Origin of the sequence: Psychrobacter fjordensis (assembly GCF_904845995.1) — a bacterium.
In the GTDB taxonomy this organism is placed as follows: domain Bacteria; phylum Pseudomonadota; class Gammaproteobacteria; order Pseudomonadales; family Moraxellaceae; genus Psychrobacter; species Psychrobacter fjordensis.
In genome coordinates, this window is record NZ_CAJGYP010000001.1 from 1,228,834 (window position 1) to 1,246,938 (window position 18,105).

The 18,105-nt window shown below is 42.2% G+C and carries 16 protein-coding genes; 13 read left to right on the plus strand and 3 right to left on the minus strand.

The features are described from left to right. Window positions 1–91: 91 nt before the first annotated feature. From atpA to JMW61_RS05200, 7 genes are all read left to right on the plus strand, one after another. Window positions 92–1,636, plus strand: a complete 1,545-nt coding sequence (gene atpA, locus JMW61_RS05170; protein ID WP_110923628.1) for a F0F1 ATP synthase subunit alpha — start codon at window positions 92–94, stop codon at window positions 1,634–1,636. 227 nt (window positions 1,637–1,863) lie between these two features. Next, window positions 1,864–2,745, plus strand: a complete 882-nt coding sequence (gene atpG, locus JMW61_RS05175) for a F0F1 ATP synthase subunit gamma (protein ID WP_110923627.1) — start codon at window positions 1,864–1,866, stop codon at window positions 2,743–2,745. 38 nt (window positions 2,746–2,783) lie between these two features. Further along, window positions 2,784–4,217, plus strand: a complete 1,434-nt coding sequence (gene atpD / locus JMW61_RS05180) for a F0F1 ATP synthase subunit beta (protein ID WP_110923626.1) — start codon at window positions 2,784–2,786, stop codon at window positions 4,215–4,217. 115 nt (window positions 4,218–4,332) lie between these two features. Then, window positions 4,333–4,749 (plus strand): F0F1 ATP synthase subunit epsilon, encoded by a 417-nt coding sequence (locus JMW61_RS05185; RefSeq protein WP_197218061.1) that lies wholly within the window; start codon window positions 4,333–4,335, stop codon window positions 4,747–4,749. Window positions 4,750–5,280: 531 nt separating this feature from the next. After that, window positions 5,281–5,997 carry a response regulator gene (locus JMW61_RS05190; RefSeq protein WP_021812806.1) on the plus strand — a complete coding sequence of 239 codons (717 nt, stop codon included), beginning with the start codon at window positions 5,281–5,283 and terminating at the stop codon, window positions 5,995–5,997. A 309-nt stretch (window positions 5,998–6,306) separates the two neighbouring features. Further along, the gene (locus tag JMW61_RS05195; protein ID WP_201549844.1) at window positions 6,307–7,995 is read left to right on the plus strand and encodes an ATP-binding protein; all 1,689 of its coding nucleotides are present in this window, start codon (window positions 6,307–6,309) and stop codon (window positions 7,993–7,995) included. A gap of 176 nt (window positions 7,996–8,171) precedes the next feature. Then, entirely contained in the window at window positions 8,172–8,351 is a 180-nt protein-coding gene (locus JMW61_RS05200; protein WP_110923624.1) for a hypothetical protein, read from the plus strand. 56 nt (window positions 8,352–8,407) lie between these two features. Here the strand turns inward: JMW61_RS05200 and JMW61_RS05205 are convergent, their stop codons facing one another. After that, window positions 8,408–9,886 (minus strand): ATP-binding protein, encoded by a 1,479-nt coding sequence (locus tag JMW61_RS05205; RefSeq protein WP_201549845.1) that lies wholly within the window; start codon window positions 9,884–9,886, stop codon window positions 8,408–8,410. Between the two features lie 619 nt (window positions 9,887–10,505). On the opposite strand from JMW61_RS05205, the gene rpsP reads away from it, so the two are divergent. The 4 genes from rpsP (at window position 10,506) to rplS (ending at window position 12,979) form a co-directional block, all read left to right on the plus strand. After that, window positions 10,506–10,775 (plus strand): 30S ribosomal protein S16, encoded by a 270-nt coding sequence (gene rpsP, locus JMW61_RS05210; protein WP_110923622.1) that lies wholly within the window; start codon window positions 10,506–10,508, stop codon window positions 10,773–10,775. Window positions 10,776–10,963: 188 nt separating this feature from the next. Beyond that, the gene (gene rimM, locus JMW61_RS05215; RefSeq protein WP_201549846.1) at window positions 10,964–11,497 is read left to right on the plus strand and encodes a ribosome maturation factor RimM; all 534 of its coding nucleotides are present in this window, start codon (window positions 10,964–10,966) and stop codon (window positions 11,495–11,497) included. Between the two features lie 103 nt (window positions 11,498–11,600). Next, window positions 11,601–12,374: a tRNA (guanosine(37)-N1)-methyltransferase TrmD gene (trmD, locus tag JMW61_RS05220; protein WP_201549847.1), complete on the plus strand. Its 774-nt coding sequence runs from the start codon at window positions 11,601–11,603 to the stop codon at window positions 12,372–12,374. Window positions 12,375–12,586: 212 nt separating this feature from the next. Beyond that, window positions 12,587–12,979 (plus strand): 50S ribosomal protein L19, encoded by a 393-nt coding sequence (rplS, locus tag JMW61_RS05225; RefSeq protein ID WP_194197924.1) that lies wholly within the window; start codon window positions 12,587–12,589, stop codon window positions 12,977–12,979. A 224-nt stretch (window positions 12,980–13,203) separates the two neighbouring features. On the opposite strand, the gene JMW61_RS05230 is transcribed toward rplS, so the two are convergent. Beyond that, window positions 13,204–13,767, minus strand: coding sequence for a DUF4442 domain-containing protein (locus tag JMW61_RS05230; protein ID WP_201549848.1), 564 nt, complete (start codon window positions 13,765–13,767; stop codon window positions 13,204–13,206). A gap of 503 nt (window positions 13,768–14,270) precedes the next feature. Here JMW61_RS05230 and JMW61_RS05235 point away from each other — a divergent pair. Both JMW61_RS05235 and uvrC read left to right on the plus strand, forming a co-directional pair. Next, window positions 14,271–15,797, plus strand: a complete 1,527-nt coding sequence (locus tag JMW61_RS05235; protein WP_201549849.1) for a DUF3360 family protein — start codon at window positions 14,271–14,273, stop codon at window positions 15,795–15,797. A gap of 153 nt (window positions 15,798–15,950) precedes the next feature. Further along, complete coding sequence (uvrC, locus tag JMW61_RS05240) at window positions 15,951–17,795, plus strand: excinuclease ABC subunit UvrC (RefSeq protein WP_201549850.1); 1,845 nt, start codon at window positions 15,951–15,953, stop codon at window positions 17,793–17,795. Between the two features lie 86 nt (window positions 17,796–17,881). Here the strand turns inward: uvrC and JMW61_RS14335 are convergent, their stop codons facing one another. Next, window positions 17,882–18,013 (minus strand): hypothetical protein, encoded by a 132-nt coding sequence (locus JMW61_RS14335; RefSeq protein WP_265090102.1) that lies wholly within the window; start codon window positions 18,011–18,013, stop codon window positions 17,882–17,884. Between the last annotated feature and the right edge of the window lie 92 nt (window positions 18,014–18,105).

Below are 18,105 nucleotides of genomic sequence, written 5' to 3' on the forward strand. Positions count from 1 at the left end.
CCATTCATCAACGCAGTCATTTAATATCTGCGTGATAGTAAGAGCATTTAAGTCAGTGGGCGGGTTATCATAAATTAAAGGAAACAAGGCAATGCAACAATTGAATCCAGCGGAAATCAGTAACCTGATTAAGCAGCGTATTCAAGACCTTGATGCGGGTGCAACTGCAAAGAATGAAGGCACGATTGTCAAAGTATCTGACGGTATCGTGCAGATTCATGGTCTTGAAGATGCCATGTACGGCGAAATGATTGAGTTTGAAGGTGAAGTCTATGGAATGGCGCTTAACTTAGAGCGTGATTCTGTTGGTGCGGTAGTACTAGGTGACTTCCTAAAGTTACAAGAAGGTCAAAAAGCCTATTGTACTGGTCGCATTCTTGAAGTACCCGTAGGTCCTGAGCTGCTAGGCCGTGTTGTTGATGCTTTGGGTAATCCTATCGATGGCAAAGGTCCTATCGATGCCAAGATGACTGACAAAGTCGAAAAGATCGCCCCAGGCGTTATCGATCGTCAGTCAGTAGATCAGCCAGTAATGACTGGTTATAAAGCCGTTGATACCATGATCCCAATTGGTCGTGGTCAGCGTGAGCTTATCATTGGTGACCGTCAGACGGGTAAAACCGCAATGGCTATCGATGCGATTATTGCACAGAAATCATCTGGCATTAAGTGTGTGTACGTAGCTATCGGTCAGAAACGTTCGACCATCGCCAACGTCGTACGTAAGCTTGAGCAAACTGGTGCATTAGAATATACCACGGTTGTGGTTGCATCAGCATCAGAGCCAGCAGCACTACAGTATATCGCACCGTACTCAGGTTGTACGATGGGCGAATATTTCCGTGACCGCGGCGAAGATGCTCTGATTGTCTTTGATGACTTATCAAAACAAGCCGTTGCTTATCGTCAGATTTCACTATTGCTACGTCGTCCGCCAGGCCGTGAAGCATATCCTGGTGACGTATTCTATTTACACTCACGTTTACTTGAGCGTGCATCACGTGTAAATGCTGCTTATGTAGAAAAGTTCACTAATGGTGAAGTTGTTGGTAAAACAGGTTCTTTAACTGCATTGCCAATCATTGAGACCCAAGCTGGTGACGTTTCTGCATTCGTACCGACTAACGTAATCTCAATTACTGATGGTCAGATCTTCCTAGAGTCTAGTTTATTCGCATCAGGTCTCCGTCCAGCAGTCAACGCTGGTATTTCGGTATCTCGTGTTGGTGGTGCTGCACAGACTAAGATCATTAAGAAACTGTCTGGTGGTATCCGTACCGCACTAGCTCAGTATCGTGAACTAGCAGCATTTGCTCAGTTTGCCTCAGATCTTGATGACGCAACTCGCGAACAGCTTGATCATGGTGAGCGTGTGACTGAACTTATGAAGCAGAAGCAGTATCAGCCAATGTCTATCTCTGAGCAAGCAGCAGTTATCTATGCTTCGAATGAAGGATTTTTATCTGACGTGCCTGTTGAAAAAATTGGTTCTTTCGAAGAAGCTTACTTACGCTATATGCATGATGAGCAGAGTGAATTGATGCGTGAGATTGATGACACTGCGAACTACAACGATGATATCGCAGGTCGTTTAAAGTCAGCTCTAGAGACATTTAAACAAAATCACAGTTATTAATTTAACGGGTTAAGCCGAATTTGGTTATGGCTATCTTTGATAGCTGATAAAGTGGCGCGTTGTCTGATCAGGTTTTTGCCAAGATAGAGCGCCACTGTTTTAACCATTGACGGTATTAGAACGCGTAATGCACAAGATATAAAATATTACTCTGTCAGATTAATGTTGTATATTAAATGATTGTCGCTTGCGCCAATGCTTTTTAACCCTCTTATATTGGAATCATTATGGCAAGCTTAAAAGAGATACGTGCCAAAGTCACCAGTATTAAAAGCACCCAAAAAATTACTCGCGCAATGCAAATGGTTGCAGCAAGTAAAATGCGCCGTGCACAAGAGCGCATGGAAGTGGGTCGCCCGTATGCTGATAGTATGCGCCGGGTTATCTCACATTTGGTGCACGCTTCATCAGACTACAAACATCCGTATATGGTATCGCGCCCAGTCAATAAGGTTGGCTATATTGTCATTACCTCTGACCGTGGTCTAGCGGGTGGTTTGAACGTCAACCTATTTAAAGCTTTAACTAAAAGTATCCAGCAATACCAAGACCAGTCTGTACAGACTGAGTTTGCAGCTATTGGCGCTAAAGGCGTGAGTTTTTTCAAAAACTTTGGTGGTAAAGTTACCTCGGCCGTGACCGATTATGGTGATAAGCCAACGTTTGAGCAATTGAATGCACCTGTTCAGGCGATGCTTGAGGATTATAGTAACGGTAATTTAGACCGTATCTATGTGGTATATAACCAGTTTATCAATGCCATGACTCAAAAGCCGACAGTCAGTCAGTTAGTACCTCTTCCAGAGGGATCGCTTATTGATGAAGACAGCGGCATGCAGACTGAGCTTAGCTGGGATTATATCTACGAGCCTGACATCAAGACTTTGATTGATGAATTGCTTGGCCGTTATATTGAGTCGATTGTGTATCAAGCGGTAATGGAAAACATTGCCTCTGAGCAGTCGTCACGTATGGTTGCGATGAAAGCGGCTACAGATAATGCTGGTGACCTTATTAACGATTTACAGTTGGTTTATAACAAGCTGCGTCAAGCGGCGATTACCCGAGAAATCTCGGAAATCGTTGGCGGTGCTGCTGCTGTTTCATAATTGACTACACCTATATATAGAAGTTCAAGGAGAACGCAATGAGTAGCGGTCGTATTGTACAGATTATTGGCGCGGTTCTTGACGTTGAGTTCAACCGTAACGAAGTTCCTAAAATTTTTGATGCCTTGCAAGTAGACGGTACCGAAACCACCCTAGAAGTACAGCAACAGCTAGGTGATGGCATCGTACGTACTATCGCAATGGGTTCAACTGAAGGCCTAAAGCGTAACCTACCAGTTACTAACACTGGCGCACCTATTTCTGTACCTGTAGGTATTGGTACACTAGGTCGCATCATGGATGTTCTTGGTCGTCCTATCGATGAAGAAGGTCCTGTTGCTGCTGATGAAAAATGGTCTATCCATCGTGAAGCCCCAAGCTATGCAGAGCAGTCAAACAGTACTGAACTATTAGAAACAGGCATCAAGGTTATTGATTTACTTTGCCCGTTCGCAAAAGGTGGTAAAGTTGGTCTGTTTGGTGGTGCTGGTGTTGGTAAAACCGTCAACATGATGGAATTGATCAACAACATCGCACTTAAGCATGAAGGCTTGTCAGTATTTGCTGGTGTTGGTGAACGTACTCGTGAAGGTAATGATTTCTATCACGAAATGCAAGAAGCTGGCGTTGTAAACACTGAAGACTTTAGCAAATCTAAAGTAGCAATGGTATATGGCCAGATGAATGAGCCACCGGGTAACCGTTTACGTGTTGCACTGTCTGGTTTGACCATGGCTGAGTACTTCCGTGATACCAAAGATCCTGCTACTGGCAAAGGTCGTGACGTATTGCTGTTTGTTGATAACATCTACCGCTATACACTAGCCGGTACTGAAGTATCAGCACTACTAGGCCGTATGCCATCAGCAGTTGGTTATCAGCCAACACTAGCTGAAGAGATGGGTATGCTTCAAGAGCGTATCACGTCAACTCAGTCAGGCTCTATTACTTCAGTTCAAGCTGTTTACGTACCTGCGGATGATTTGACCGATCCATCACCTGCTACGACGTTTGCTCACTTGGATGCAACCGTTGTACTAAGCCGTGATATCGCTTCACAAGGTATTTATCCTGCGGTTGATCCATTGGATTCAACGTCACGTCAGCTAGATCCACAAGTGATCGGCGAAGAGCATTACAATGTTGCTCGTGGCGTACAGGAAATCCTACAGCGCTATAAAGAGCTTAAAGATATCATCGCAATTTTGGGTATGGATGAGTTATCAGAAGAAGATAAACTGGTTGTTTATCGCGCTCGTAAGATTCAGCGCTTCTTATCACAGCCATTCCACGTTGCTGAAATCTTTACTGGTGCACCTGGTAAATATGTACCACTACGCGATACCATTGCTAGCTTTAAAGCAATCATTGCTGGTGAATACGATGACTTGCCAGAGCAGGCATTCTATATGGCTGGTGGCATCGATGAAGTTGTTGCCAAAGCAGAAAAAATGAAATCTTCTGCAGCGTAAGTTGCTTAAGCATTGGCTAACGAGTAGATAGGCTATAATACGTTTATCTACTCATCAGTAACGCATCGCAGTTTTTACTGTTTTTTGATCGCGTTTTGATAGTAAGGAGTTAAGTATGGCAACGTTACAATGTCGCGTCGTAAGTGCTCGTGAAGAGTTGTATTCAGGCGAAATTAGCATGTTAATAGCTACGGGTACCGAAGGCGAGATTGGTGTATTGCCAGGTCACACACCGCTTATTACTTTGTTAAAACCGGGTGCGATGCGAGTGCAAACACCAGACGGTGAAGAAGAAATAATTTATGTATCAGGCGGTGTATTAGAAGTACAGCCGAAGATGGTTACCGTATTGGCTGATACAGCCATGCGTGCACATAACCTTGATGAAAGCAAAATTGTTGAAGCACGTAAAAAGGCTGAGCAAATGCTTGTCAATCAATCGGATACTGTACAGACTAATGCAGCTTTAGCATCATTAGCAGAGTCTGTGGCACAGCTACAGACTATCCGTAAGTACAAAAACCGTGCTTAAAAACTTTGTTTGAAAGGCTAGACTTTAGTCTTTCGACGATAAAAAACAGTCCATTATGGGCTGTTTTTTTATGCCTGTTTTTAGAGTGACCATACTAAATATATATGAATCAAAGAATATTGGACAATTTATAAAAAGTCACTGGCGACAACAACAATATGTCGCTATATTATATGTCATAGAGAGTAAGTTTTGAGTGAGAGTAAAGCGATTAGAAGTTCCTTAAAAAGCTAATTTGGTTAGTTTACTTACCAATATTTAGACATTCAAAGAGTGATAAAACCAAATTGTCTGCTGTTATTTGCGTAAATCACGTATTTTTTGGACGTAAACTAACGTTTTAATAGGTGTAGTTTATAGGTTTTGTTAACGACTATAAGCTATAGTATAGGAAGCTGTATATTTAATAGTATACTGTGCTACCAAGTTTGTAACAGCTATACGAACATCAATTGTGCCACGTGATGGTGCTATTAATTTACCGCTCTTACTTTTACTACTTTTAAATTAGATGTATTAGAGGATATAACAATGACAACGAATGAAGAAGACAACACCCCCCGAATCTTGATTGTTGAGGATGATGAGCGTCTGGCCATGCTGACCCAAGATTACTTGGTCAAAAACGGTTTAGAAGTAGCGATTGAAACAGATGGTAATCGTGCTATTCGCCGTATCGTCAATGAGCAACCAGATTTGGTTGTACTTGATGTGATGCTTCCTGGTAGCGATGGATTAACAGTTTGTCGTGAGGTTCGCCCGCATTACCAAAATCCTATTCTGATGCTAACGGCTCGTACTGAAGATATGGATCAGGTACTAGGTCTTGAGATGGGTGCCGATGATTATGTCGCAAAACCTGCTCAGCCACGTGTCTTACTTGCACGTATTCGTGCGTTATTACGCCGTTCAGAAAATGCACCATCAGAAGACGTGCCACAGCGCCTAGAGTTCGGTGAGTTGGTCATCGACAATGGCGGTCGTTCAGTGAATCTAGGTGATGAGCTGGTTGATTTCACCAGTGCTGAATATGACCTTTTATGGTTGCTAGCTTCTAATGCTGGTCGTATTCTATCTCGTGAAGATATTTTTGAGCGTCTACGCGGTATTGAATATGATGGTCAAGATCGTTCAATTGACGTACGTATCTCACGTATTCGTCCAAAGATTGGTGATGATCCAGAAAACCCTAAACGTATTAAAACCGTACGTAGCAAAGGTTATTTATTTGTGAAAGAAGGCAACTAATTCTCGTTCTTTTGAGTAATTACTTACTATTGATAATCGTCATATAAAAAACCAGCAACTATGCTGGTTTTTTTATGGCTAAATTCGAATTTTTAAACTTAATTATAGTGTTATGTGGTTTAATTAAACAATTATTGTAGTGACTGAGACCCTGCACATGGTACAGAGTGTGCTAGGTGTTAGCTCAATACTAAAAACATAATAGCTAGGATAGTTTTTACTCCATACTGTTTGATATTATTTGTTATACAGCGCTTATGTGCTGCATGGTATCAGCAGTTTTTATTCATTAAGTTGGTCACGGCACGTATGTCATTAGTCTCTTCTTTAAAACACAGTATTTTTGTTCGTATCTATGCTGGACTACTCATAGTCTGTTTATGTGTGGCGTTATTTGCCCAGTTATTGATGGATACAATCAATAAAGAGCGTGTACAGTCCTATCGTGAAAATATGGCCAAGGGTGCCTTTCATTTGGTGAGCGAAGGTATTTCTCATCAGGAGAGTGCGGAGCAGCGTGAGTATTGGCTGTCTGATGCGAGTAGTTTGTTTGGCTCAAAGTTCAGTATTGTGCCTATTACTGACGTGGACTTTAATGCCAGTGAATTGCGACGTTTCGAAAATGACAACACAGTCGTACGCTATGTTACTCAGCCTGTGCATGCCGATGTCTATTATCGTTTACCTGACAATAAAAATGTTCTAACGGCTAGGGTTACGCAAGTCACTGAACAGCAAGTGCGTGCAATAGCTGTGTTCTTATTAGATGATTTGTCTTATCATGTGACGCTGCCTGATAAACGTGCACGCTTGGCTCAGTTAGAAGAGAAGTTCTCCTTCCCATTGGAATTCAAAGCAGTTAATACGCTGGATTTGGATACCGATCAGATGGGGCGATTGCGCCGTGATGAGGTTGTTATCTCACTGCAGGATACCAACAGTAGTAAAAGTAATTCAGCTATCCAGATAGTCGTGCCTTCTGAAATCAATGATATGGCCATTTTGATTGGGCCAGTACCTTTATTTAACTGGTTCCCGCTCAATTTAATTATAAGTATGATTCTTATTAGCATGTTTTTGATCAGCTTGGGTGTATATGCACTGATTTTCCCACTTGAACGCAAATTGCAATTGATTCAGGTCGGTGTCAATGAAGTCAGTAAAGGTAATCTTGAAAGTCAGGTACAAGTGATTGGGCAAGATGAAATTGCCCGTTTAGCAGCGACTTTTAATGCGATGACCTCACATATCAAACGTTTGATTGAGTCGCAACGAGAGCTGACGCGTGCGGTGTCACATGAATTACGTACGCCCGTGGCTCGTATTCGATTTGCTGTCGATATGCTTGCTGATACTGATGATGAAGACTCACGCTTTATGCAGCGCGACTATATCGATGAAGATATTGAATCGCTCAACGGTTTGATTGATGAGATTTTGACCTATGCCAAGCTTGAGGAAGGCTCACCAAAACTAGATTTGGAGCCAGTCAATCTCAGAGAATTGCTTGAGCAGATTGAACGTGAGACCAATGCACTAGGTAAGCCAATCAAGATAGTGACCAAACTGCCGAATGCTAAAGTAACTGCCATTGCCGACCGACGCTATCTACATCGTGTGATTCAAAACCTTGCAGGCAATGCATTACGTTATGCAGAGACCACGATTGTCATTAGTGCAGGCGTCAAAAAAGGCAATGCTTTTGTGAGTGTTGAAGATGATGGCCATGGTATTCCAGAGGCAGATCGCGAGAAAGTATTCATTCCATTCTCACGCCTAGATGATAGTCGTACGCGAGCATCAGGTGGCTATGGTCTGGGCTTGTCTATTGTATCGCGTATTGCTTTTTGGTTTAATGGTAGTATGAAAGTCGATGAGAGCGAGCCACTTGGTGGTGCCCGATTTGTTATGACATGGCCGATTAAACCACTGACACAAATACTTGCTGCTGACGAGTTGACGCAAGAGAAAAGTGAGCGTGGTTTCGATGATAAGTGATGATAAATAAAGGCAGTAATGATGTTCAAGCTACTCTTAAAGAGTAGTTGAGATATAAATTAATAGGCTGTAAATTACTACCAGTCTACTCATTTTTTAGATGTAATCATCAGCAGTACTGCAGTACCAATAATGGTTTTAAAAGTAGATTTTTTGAAAGTAGAGGAGGGCAAAGGATGCCGTATTTATTTGGTGGTTTGGTGGTTTTAAATGCAATAACGCTAGGGTATTACTTATTCTTACAGCAGCCTTCGACGACTCAAACGTTAAAAGCTGCGCAAGAAAGTATTACTCAGCCATTGGAGTTTACCAATAGCGCCAAGTATATTCCCCCTGTCATCGGAACTAGAGACTAGTTTTTATTCATGCAAAAGCTGCAATGAAGTATTTTCTAGCTCTAGTCAGGTTCAGTTTAGTCGTCTTTATTCAATAGGTTGTTATCAGAACCTGAACGCTCTTCAGTATCGGCAGCGACTGTCTTATCTCCAGCAACTTTAGAAAGCAAAGGTATACGTACACAAACCTGTAGACCACCTTCAGGATGATTGATAGCTTCTACTGTGCCATGATGCAATCTTGCGATACGGTCTACGATAGCCAAACCTAAACCGCTACCTTGGGTGGTACGTGCAGTCTCTCCCCGTTCAAAAGGTTGCATAATACGTTCTAATTGATCTTCTGCAACGCCGTCACCACAGTCCCTTACGCATATCATTAGTTGCTCTTGTGCTTCCTGATTGACAGCACTTTCACTGACTACGTCGCTATCTTCATCTTCAATAGTCTCTATAAATGTCGGCATCACAGTCGCCGATAGGTAAATAGGTCCCTTGCCATAACGCTTCGAATTGTTTACCAGATTTATAATGAGGCGTTTTATAGACATGGGGCGTATAGGAACAACTTTGTGACACTCTGACTGGTAAATAAATTCCATCGGAGCAAACTGCACCATGATTTCATTAAAAATGGTATTCAAATTAGTCAGGCTCACTGGCTCATCGGAACCATCTTTCATAAATGAAATAAATTGCTCTAAGATGGCATCCATGTCTTCGATGTCGTAAATCAACCCTTCTCGAAAGAAGTCGTCTGGCAGCATCTCAGCGGTTAATCGCATACGAGTCAATGGTGTTCGCAGATCATGTGAGATGCCAGCAAGCATAATTGTGCGCTCTTTTTGCGCTTGGTTTAACGTCGTAAATAGACGATTGAATGCCATATTGACTTGGCGTATTTCGGTAGGACCTTTTTGCGTTGGTAGAGTAGTTGCGTGACCGAGGCGAATATAGTTGGTTGCAGCACGCTGTAAATATCGCAATGGGCGGTTCAATTGTCGTGCCAGTAAGATAATGGTTAGCAGCGACAGAATAGGCAATCCAATGAGGAATAGTACCAACAATCCTGGACTGTACTGTGAATAATAGACCACTGGCTCACGAATCCAAAAACTGTCGTCTTGGCTATCTTGTATCCAAAGCTGCGGTGTTGGTTTAAATTTAAAATACACCTCAACAGGCCTACCTAACTGCGCACCGATTTCGCGTTGCAACACATCAGTAAAGACGCCAACAAATGCTTTATCAGACACTTCTGGAAAATCATTCGGATTATTTACCACCACCACATGAGAATGCTGATAAATCCATCGGCGTACCTCAGGACGGTCTTTCCAGTCTTGATTGACACTGTTCATCAGCTGTAGCTCGCTCGTTAAATAGCGAGCATGGTTTTTTAGCTCTGGTAAATATAAGCTTCGCCAAAAAAATAAAATCGACAAGCCAACACTGATAAGGACAATAAAGGAGACCATCAAGGTTGTCAGCCAAGTGTTGGAATAGGAGCGTGGTAGCCAACCTTTACGACGTGGTTTTGGGTGTGAGGTGGTCATATGAATCCAACATGTTGAGAGAAGTATTTTATTAAATCGACTATTGAGCCAAACCGTTATTATACTGCTTATAGGATGAACTCTGCTTTTTAGACTTGGTTATTGTCAACTAGATGACGGTATTGAACTTGGTAAGTACATTTATCTTGGTCAGTATACATAGCTTGATAGGTATACTGGGCAACTCGTATATTAGGTCGCTAGATATATCATAAAATATAGTCAAATTTATATAAATCCGATACATCGTCATCCTCGCTAAGCACACTAACGTATAACTTGCACTCGGTCTCCTTGTATCGAAATTATTTCAATTCGACTATAGCATAATCAATGAGAGGTACTGACGTCGCTTTGATTTGATAAACCAACAACAGGCTTATCTAAAATGCGTGTGAGAATCAGGATAAGGTGACCTTATATTTTAGCTGCTCAGTAGATTGAAGAAAATCAAATTACTGATTGAAAATAAAAGGTTATGAGCGATTATGTTTTACATCGATGTGCATTTAAGCTATTGTTAATAAATAATTAAATAAGCATAGTTTATGTTTTCAATAAATAAAGACTGTGATATAATTATGCCCTTTTTGGTATACCTGCGAAAGAGAGAATTCACATGGTTGTTATTCGTTTAGCACGGGGCGGTGCCAAGAAACGCCCATTTTATCAAGTAGTTGTTGCTGATCAACGCCGCGCGCGTGACGGTCGCTATATTGAAAACATCGGCTTTTTTAACCCACTCGCTAAAGATTCAGAAGAAGCAGTGCGCCTAAACATGGAAGCGTACAACGCGTGGATCGCAAAAGGTGCACAACCTTCAGATCGCGTTGCTTCATTAGCAAAAGCTTACAACAAGTCTGTAGCACAAACTGAAGCAACTGCTTAAGTTTTCGTTACTATTACTGAGATGCTGATAGCAAGATCATGAGCATACCTCAGTAGACTTTAGTAAATATAGCGTAACTGGTCTAACCAGGGTACGCCATTAACTGTTTATTGATTTTGATTGCGTTTATCGCTTTTGATTGAAATGTAATTATAATTTCTGTTTTAATCATTGTTAGGTTAGCCGTTATGTCATCAGTTCCAAACGCTAGTGCCCTTATGAAAATTGGTCAGCTGAAAAAGCCTTATGGTATTAAAGGTTGGCTTTGGGTCTTTAGCGATACAGATGATCGTACGGCAATATTTGACATGCATCCGTGGTGGATGAAAACTGCCACAGGCATGAAACCTTTGACTGTTAAAGCTTGGCGTGAGCAAGGAACAGGAATCGTGGCTCAATTTGAGCAAGTTCCTGATCGTAATGTTGCTGAGACCATGAACGGTGTTACCGTTTGGGTCGAACAAAACGTTTTGCCTGAAACAGCTGAAGACGAATATTATTGGTCGGATTTGGTCAGCTTGCGCGTGATGAACGAGCAAGATGAATATCTAGGCAATATCACTGAAATGTTTGAGACCGGTGCCCATGACATTATGCGTGTAACGGCAAACTCAGACAGTTTGGATAATAAAGAGCGCCTAATTCCATGGCATAAGCAAACGGTAATGAAGGTCAATATGACTGAAAAAACAGTGCTTGTGTCTTGGCCAAGTGATTATTGATATCAGCTTTAACGATATAAGTTTCGGCTTTATTGTTAAGTGTCATCGATAATTATACCGATTCATTTAACCATTATTAACCACTACGCCAAGTAGACATCAGATGTATTTTGCCGTTATTAGTATTTTTCCTGAGATGTTTGCCACGATTCGTGATTTTGGTATCACGGGGCGGGCAGTCACTCAGGAGCAAGTGACGATAGAATGCATTAATCCACGTGATTATACCACTGATAACTATCGCCGTATTGATGAACGCCCGTATGGTGGCGGTCCTGGAATGCTGATGATGGCTGAGCCATTGTCGAAAGCTATTGAGGATGCGCGCTTACGAGCCGGTCAACATGGCTGCCGTGTCGATAGTGAGCACTGTCCGGTGATTTATATGTCGCCACAAGGGCAGACGCTCAGTGAGAGTAGTGTGGTCAGCATGACTGATTACGATGGCATGATTTTATTATGTGGTCGTTATGAAGGTATTGATGAGCGCTTACTGTCACAATATGTCGATATGGAAGTGTCACTAGGTGATTATGTCTTGACTGGTGGTGAGCTACCAGCAATGGTGCTAATGGATAGTGTGATACGTCGTCTGCCTGACATTATGGGTGATGACAAGTCAGCTGAGCAAGACTCCTTCGTTGATGGATTGCTTGATTGTCCACATTATACTAAGCCACATGATTTTGCTGGTATGGCGGTTCCTGAGGTTTTACTGTCAGGTCACCATGCCAATATCGCTAAGTGGCGCTTTAGTCAGCAAGTCAGTCGAACGCAAGCGCGTCGTCCAGACTTGTGGCAAGCGTTTACACCAACGGTAGAGCAAGCAAAGTGGTTAAAAGCATTGGCAAAAGCAGAGAAAAACAAGACTTTATAAGGTTAGGATTGATAAAAAACTATCTTATAAGTTACAAATTCGATAGACAGTTAAGAAACAAAATTTTGAGCAATAATAAAACAGGTCATAGCATAGTGGCCGTTGGTTATAACCCATTTACGTTGTGTCTCACCATAAAGAGACGCGATTAATTATTACAAACAGGTGATATGCGTTAAGCCTCTATTATCTAATGTGAGGAGATAACTCTCATGAGCAACAAGCATCCATTAGTTCAGGTCATCGAAAATGCTCAATTGATTGAGCGCCCAAGCTTCGCACCCGGCGATACCGTTGTGGTTCAAGTGAAAGTACGTGAAGGTGAGCGTGAGCGTTTACAGGCTTTTGAAGGCATTGTAATTGCTAAGCGTAACCGCGGTCTAAACTCAGCGTTTACCGTACGTAAAATCTCAAGCGGTGTTGGTGTTGAGCGTGCATTCCAATTGCATTCACCAATCATTGAAAGCATTGAAGTTAAACGCCGTGGTGCTGTTCGCCGTGCGAAATTGTACTACTTACGTGAGCGTTCTGGTAAATCAGCACGTATCCGCGAAAAACTTGCTCCGCGTGCAACTGCTCCAAAGAAAGCTGCCGCTAAAGCATAAGTTTGAGCATATGCTTAAACTTGCTACGGTTGCTGAGCTGCTAATGAAGTGGCAAGGCAACTACGCAAAAGTAGATACAAGCCCTTATTCATAGGTTTATCATATAAATAAGCGGGCCATACCAAAAAAGACGGAACCCCAATCTATGCGAAAGCTAGGTTGGGGTTTTTGTATGTGGGGTTTTAATTTTAAATTTGAGTTAAGGATGACATGGTCAGTACGCTCTAATCTTCGTCATCAAAATTATCTATACGACTACTTTGGTCTTTAGATTTGCTGTACTTACGCAGTCGGATATATATCGTCTTTGTGACGACCGCAATAACTTTTTGCTGCTCATCGACTATATCGACTTTATATTCACGAAAGACAGCATCACCATCTTTTGCCATTTCTTGAATGGTAATGATTTCAGAGCTGGCAATCTTCATGCGTGCGGTAACTTTGCTATAACCCGGCGCTATAAAATCAATATGTGAGCTTTTGTCCCATACAACATAGCTGCTACCTAACTGGTGCATTAGCATAATCATATAAAATGGATCAACCATAGAATATAAACTGCCCCCAAACTGAGTACCGACGATATTTTTGTTCAAAGCATTCAGCCCCATGCTGACGACACACAGACCTTGATCCAGACTTATATGATCGATTTTGATGCCTGCACCGATATATGGTGCGTAGGTGTTGATGCGCATCTTAAGTAAATGTGGTGTCAGTAATGGCATGATGCTTTGTTTAGCCCGACGTTTTAAGGTCTCAAAATTGGATGGTAGTAAACGCATGAACTTATCCTGTTATTGCTTCTAAGTTTTTCTATTTATTTTGATATAGCTGATTATCTGAAAGGTATCTGTATTGAGCATAATCATCAGAGGGTATTTATCATAAGTAAAAAAAACCAAGACCGCTAGCCTTAAAGCGTAACTAGCATGGATTTTCTATAGTTAATTAAAAGTTATAATAAACTATTTATTATAACTATCTTTAATATTTAGTTATGTGATAACAAATGTCTAGATACAAATAATTATCAAGAAAAAAGTCATTTATTCTAATTTAAGGCCTATATTAGGTGTGTTTTTTCCTCATGGTTTTCTATTAAGTTCAATTTTGCATTAAATAGAAACTTTAATTTATATATTATAATAATGCATGGTGCTTTCAAGTGGTTCTAAGTTCGCATTTCGAGTTCTCATGTCATACAATGGCTTGCAATTTTTAATGGACGCTTTAGTCACATTAAATTAGCAGTTAAATCAAGCCTCAGACGACACAAGGAAATGTGATGAGTAACTCTCAGATCCCTTCTTCAGGGTCTAATCAACAGCCGTCAAACCCATCCGATTACGACACAGAGTTATCAGGTAGCTATGTCGATTTGCACAAACCAAGTTCGAGTTTTGAGAGTCGTGATGATTATCTCAATCATGAATTGCAAATCATGCAGCCCAAACGCTGGCGTCCCAATTTGCCGTTTCGTGATTATCGCTTTGAGTATGAAGATACTATTCCTGCAATGGCAGCGACGATTGGTAAAGTGGTTATGGTAGGTGCGATTGCTGCAACATTTGCAGGTCCACTTGGTTTGGGCGATGCGTTTGTTTTAGAAAACGTTCGTTATGAGCTATTAATCGTTTCATTCTTTATCATCTTATTTTCAGGATTTCTACTCCCGACAGCCAACCTTGCAGGTACTCACGGCCCACTAATTCCTTTGATTCCTATCGTGGTCGCTGCTGGTGGCCATCCAATGGCATTTGGTCTGCTCATCGGTGCCTTTGGCTTGCTATTGGCAATCAGTAAAGGGGGTAGTCTGTTAGCAAATCTGACCAGTAAAGGTGTGTGCGGTGGCCTCTTGATTTACTTAGGGTTTATCGGTACCACTTCACAAGTCAAAAACCTTTTTGCTTGGGCAGAAGGTATTGGCATGTCGCATGTTGCCTTTTTCATTATTTTGGCAACTATTTTGCTATATGCATTGCTTGAGCATTGGCAAAAACGTTGGCTTGCGGTACCGCTAAGCTGTGTCTTAGGTGGTGGTCTCGCCTTTGCATTGGGCGCGCCCTTTGAGTTTAAAACGGCACCAGGCTTGCCGAATATGAACCCGATGTATTGGTGGGGTGAAAATACCGGTTGGATGCTAGGATTGCCGACAGTTGAGAGCTTTATTGTCGTACTGCCGTTTGCTATTTTGGCAGTTGCTATGTGGTCGCCAGATTTCTTGGGCCATCAGGTCTTTCAAAAAATCAGCTATCCTAAACGTACTGAAAAAGTACTCATGGATATCGATGACACCATGACCAGTGCTTCATTTCGTCAGGTCGTAGGCTCTGTATTGGGCGGTGCTAACTTTGCTTCATCATGGGGCACCTATATTGTCCCAGCAGCGATTGCCAAACGTCCGATTCCTGCTGGTGCTTTACTGACGGCTCTATTCTGTATTATTGCAGGGGTTTGGGGCTATCCGATGGATTTGGCTATCTGGCAGCCAGTGATGTGTGTAGCATTGATCGTTGGTGTTTTCATTCCACTGCTTGAAGCTGGCATGGAAATGACTCGCGAAGGAAAAACAACTCAGTCTGCTGCAATTGTAGTGTTTGCTTCTGCACTAGTGAATCCTGCATTTGGTTGGTCACTCACGTTATTACTTGATAACTTGGGCTTGATTGGTTCTAAAGAACGTAGTGCTAATTTAACTAAAATGAGCCGCTGGATCATACCGGGTATTATGTTTGTCGTATTGACTGGTGTGATGGCTATCGTTGGTATGCTGCCGGGTATCCCAGCTTTAATGGCTAACTTCCGTCATTAGTAGTATGTTGCTGAATAAACGATAATAGAACAAACTAAGTCAGCGAAAGCTGGCTTTTTTATGGGTGATACTATGATAATAATTGGCTTGTAAAACAATGACTCCCGCCCCATAACTAGCAGTATTATAAGACTTTTAAGAGCAATGAATTCTATGGTTAATGTCTCAGAATCGAGCCCTATCGATGATAAAAAAGCCCGTCTTAAGCATCTAATTCAGCGCCTACCAAATTTTCCAGGTGTGTATAAGATGCTGGGAAAAAACGGTGATATCTTATACGTGGGTAAAGCTAAATCACTTAAAAGCCGCGTAAACAGCTACTTTGCAAAGACGATCGATCATCCAAAGACACGAGCATTAGTGGCGCGTATCCATGATATCGAAACCATTATCACGCGTAGTGAGACTGAAGCACTACTGCTTGAGCAAAACCTAATTAAAGAATATCGTCCGCCCTATAATGTGCTATTGCGTGATGATAAGTCTTACCTCTATGTGTTTATCTCAGCTGACAAGCCCTATCCGAGATTGGCGTATGGGCGCGGCAAAGGCAATCATCAAAAAGGTCGATTCTTTGGGCCATTTCCATCTGCTCATGCTGCAAAAGAGACGCTGGTGCTGATGCAGAAAATGTTTCAAATGCGCCAATGTACCAATACTTTCTTCAATCAACGTAAGCGCCCTTGTCTTGAATATCAAATTAAGCGTTGCCGTGCACCCTGTGTGGGCTTGGTATCAGCAGAAGAGTATGCAGAGGACGTTAACAATACCATTCGCTTTTTAAAGGGTGACTCTGGTGATATTCATACGACTCTGATTGAAAAAATGGAAGCGTCAGCTGAAGAGTTAGATTTCGAAAAAGCGGTATTTTATCGCGATCAGCTCTCTATGCTGCGCGAAGTGCAGGCCAAGCAAGCTGTCTATACCGTACAAGGTGAGGCTGATGTGATTGCCATTGCCAGTCAGGCAGGCATGACGTGTGTCAACGTACTGACTGTCCGTGGCGGGCGCGTATTGGGTGGTAAGAACTATTTCCCTGATGTCGATAGCAGCGAATCGCTTGCGGATAATTTATCTGCTTTTATTACGTCTTTCTATTTTCAGGTGACGGATGATTTGCCCGCAGAAATTATGCTAACTCATGAGCTACCTGATCAGGTGGCAGTGAGCGAGGCATTGGCGACGCACTTTGGTAGCAAGGTCGTTATCAAAACCAATGTACGTGAACATCGTGCAGAGTGGCTAGATTTGGCAAAACTGAACACCAATAACGCGCTAAAAACCAAGCTGGGCGATTATTTAGAATTGCATGCACGCTTTGGTGCATTAAAAGATGTACTGGCCGATGTCACTGATCGAACCATTGATCGGATTGAGTGTTTTGATATCTCACATACGATGGGTGAAGCGACCATTGGTAGCTGTGTGGTATTCGACCAAGGTGGCTCGCGTCGCCGTGATTATCGTCAGTATGCTATCCATGACATCGTAGGCGGTGATGACTATGCGGCGATGAAGCAAGTGCTGACACGGCGTTATAAGAAGCAGCCGTTGCCTGATTTACTACTGATTGATGGTGGTAAAGGTCAGCTTGGTATTGCCAAAGAAGTATTAACTGAGTTGGATATTCTTGGTGATACTTTGCTCATTAGCGTGGCAAAAGGGGAAGGGCGCAAGGCTGGGCTTGAAGTATTGCACTTTATTGACCACGAGCCGCTAGATTTGCCAATGGATAGTAAAGCGCTGCATTTATTGATGCATATTCGTGATGAGGCACATCGTTTTGCGATTACGGCGCACCGTAAAAAGCGCGATAAGCGCCGTTCATCATCAGTACTAGAAGTCATACCAGGACTGGGCGAAAAGCGTCGTCGTGACCTGCTTAATCACTTTGGTGGTATGCAGCAACTGCTTGGTGCGTCTCAGCAAGAGCTATCAGGGGTGCAAGGTATTGGACCAGTACTAGCAAAAACTGTTTATAAAGTGTTGCATGAGTAGCTAAACATATTAAAAAAACGACAACAGAACCAAATCTGTTGTCGTTTTAACGTTAGTAATATTTAGCAGATTAAAATCTCTAATCGCTAAAAATCAAAACTTAACTGCTGGTTTGGATAGCTACGGCAGTGCTCGCAGACACGCTCCCAACGATTAAATCGATAGCGTAAATACCAACGAACATGCACAGCTCTAGGATAACCGCATTGAATGGTCATGATGACCTCCATAATTATGATGATAGTTCACAACTATGGAGCATAGACATTTATTAGCATTTGCTATAAAGTATACGAACCTTCCGACAGGT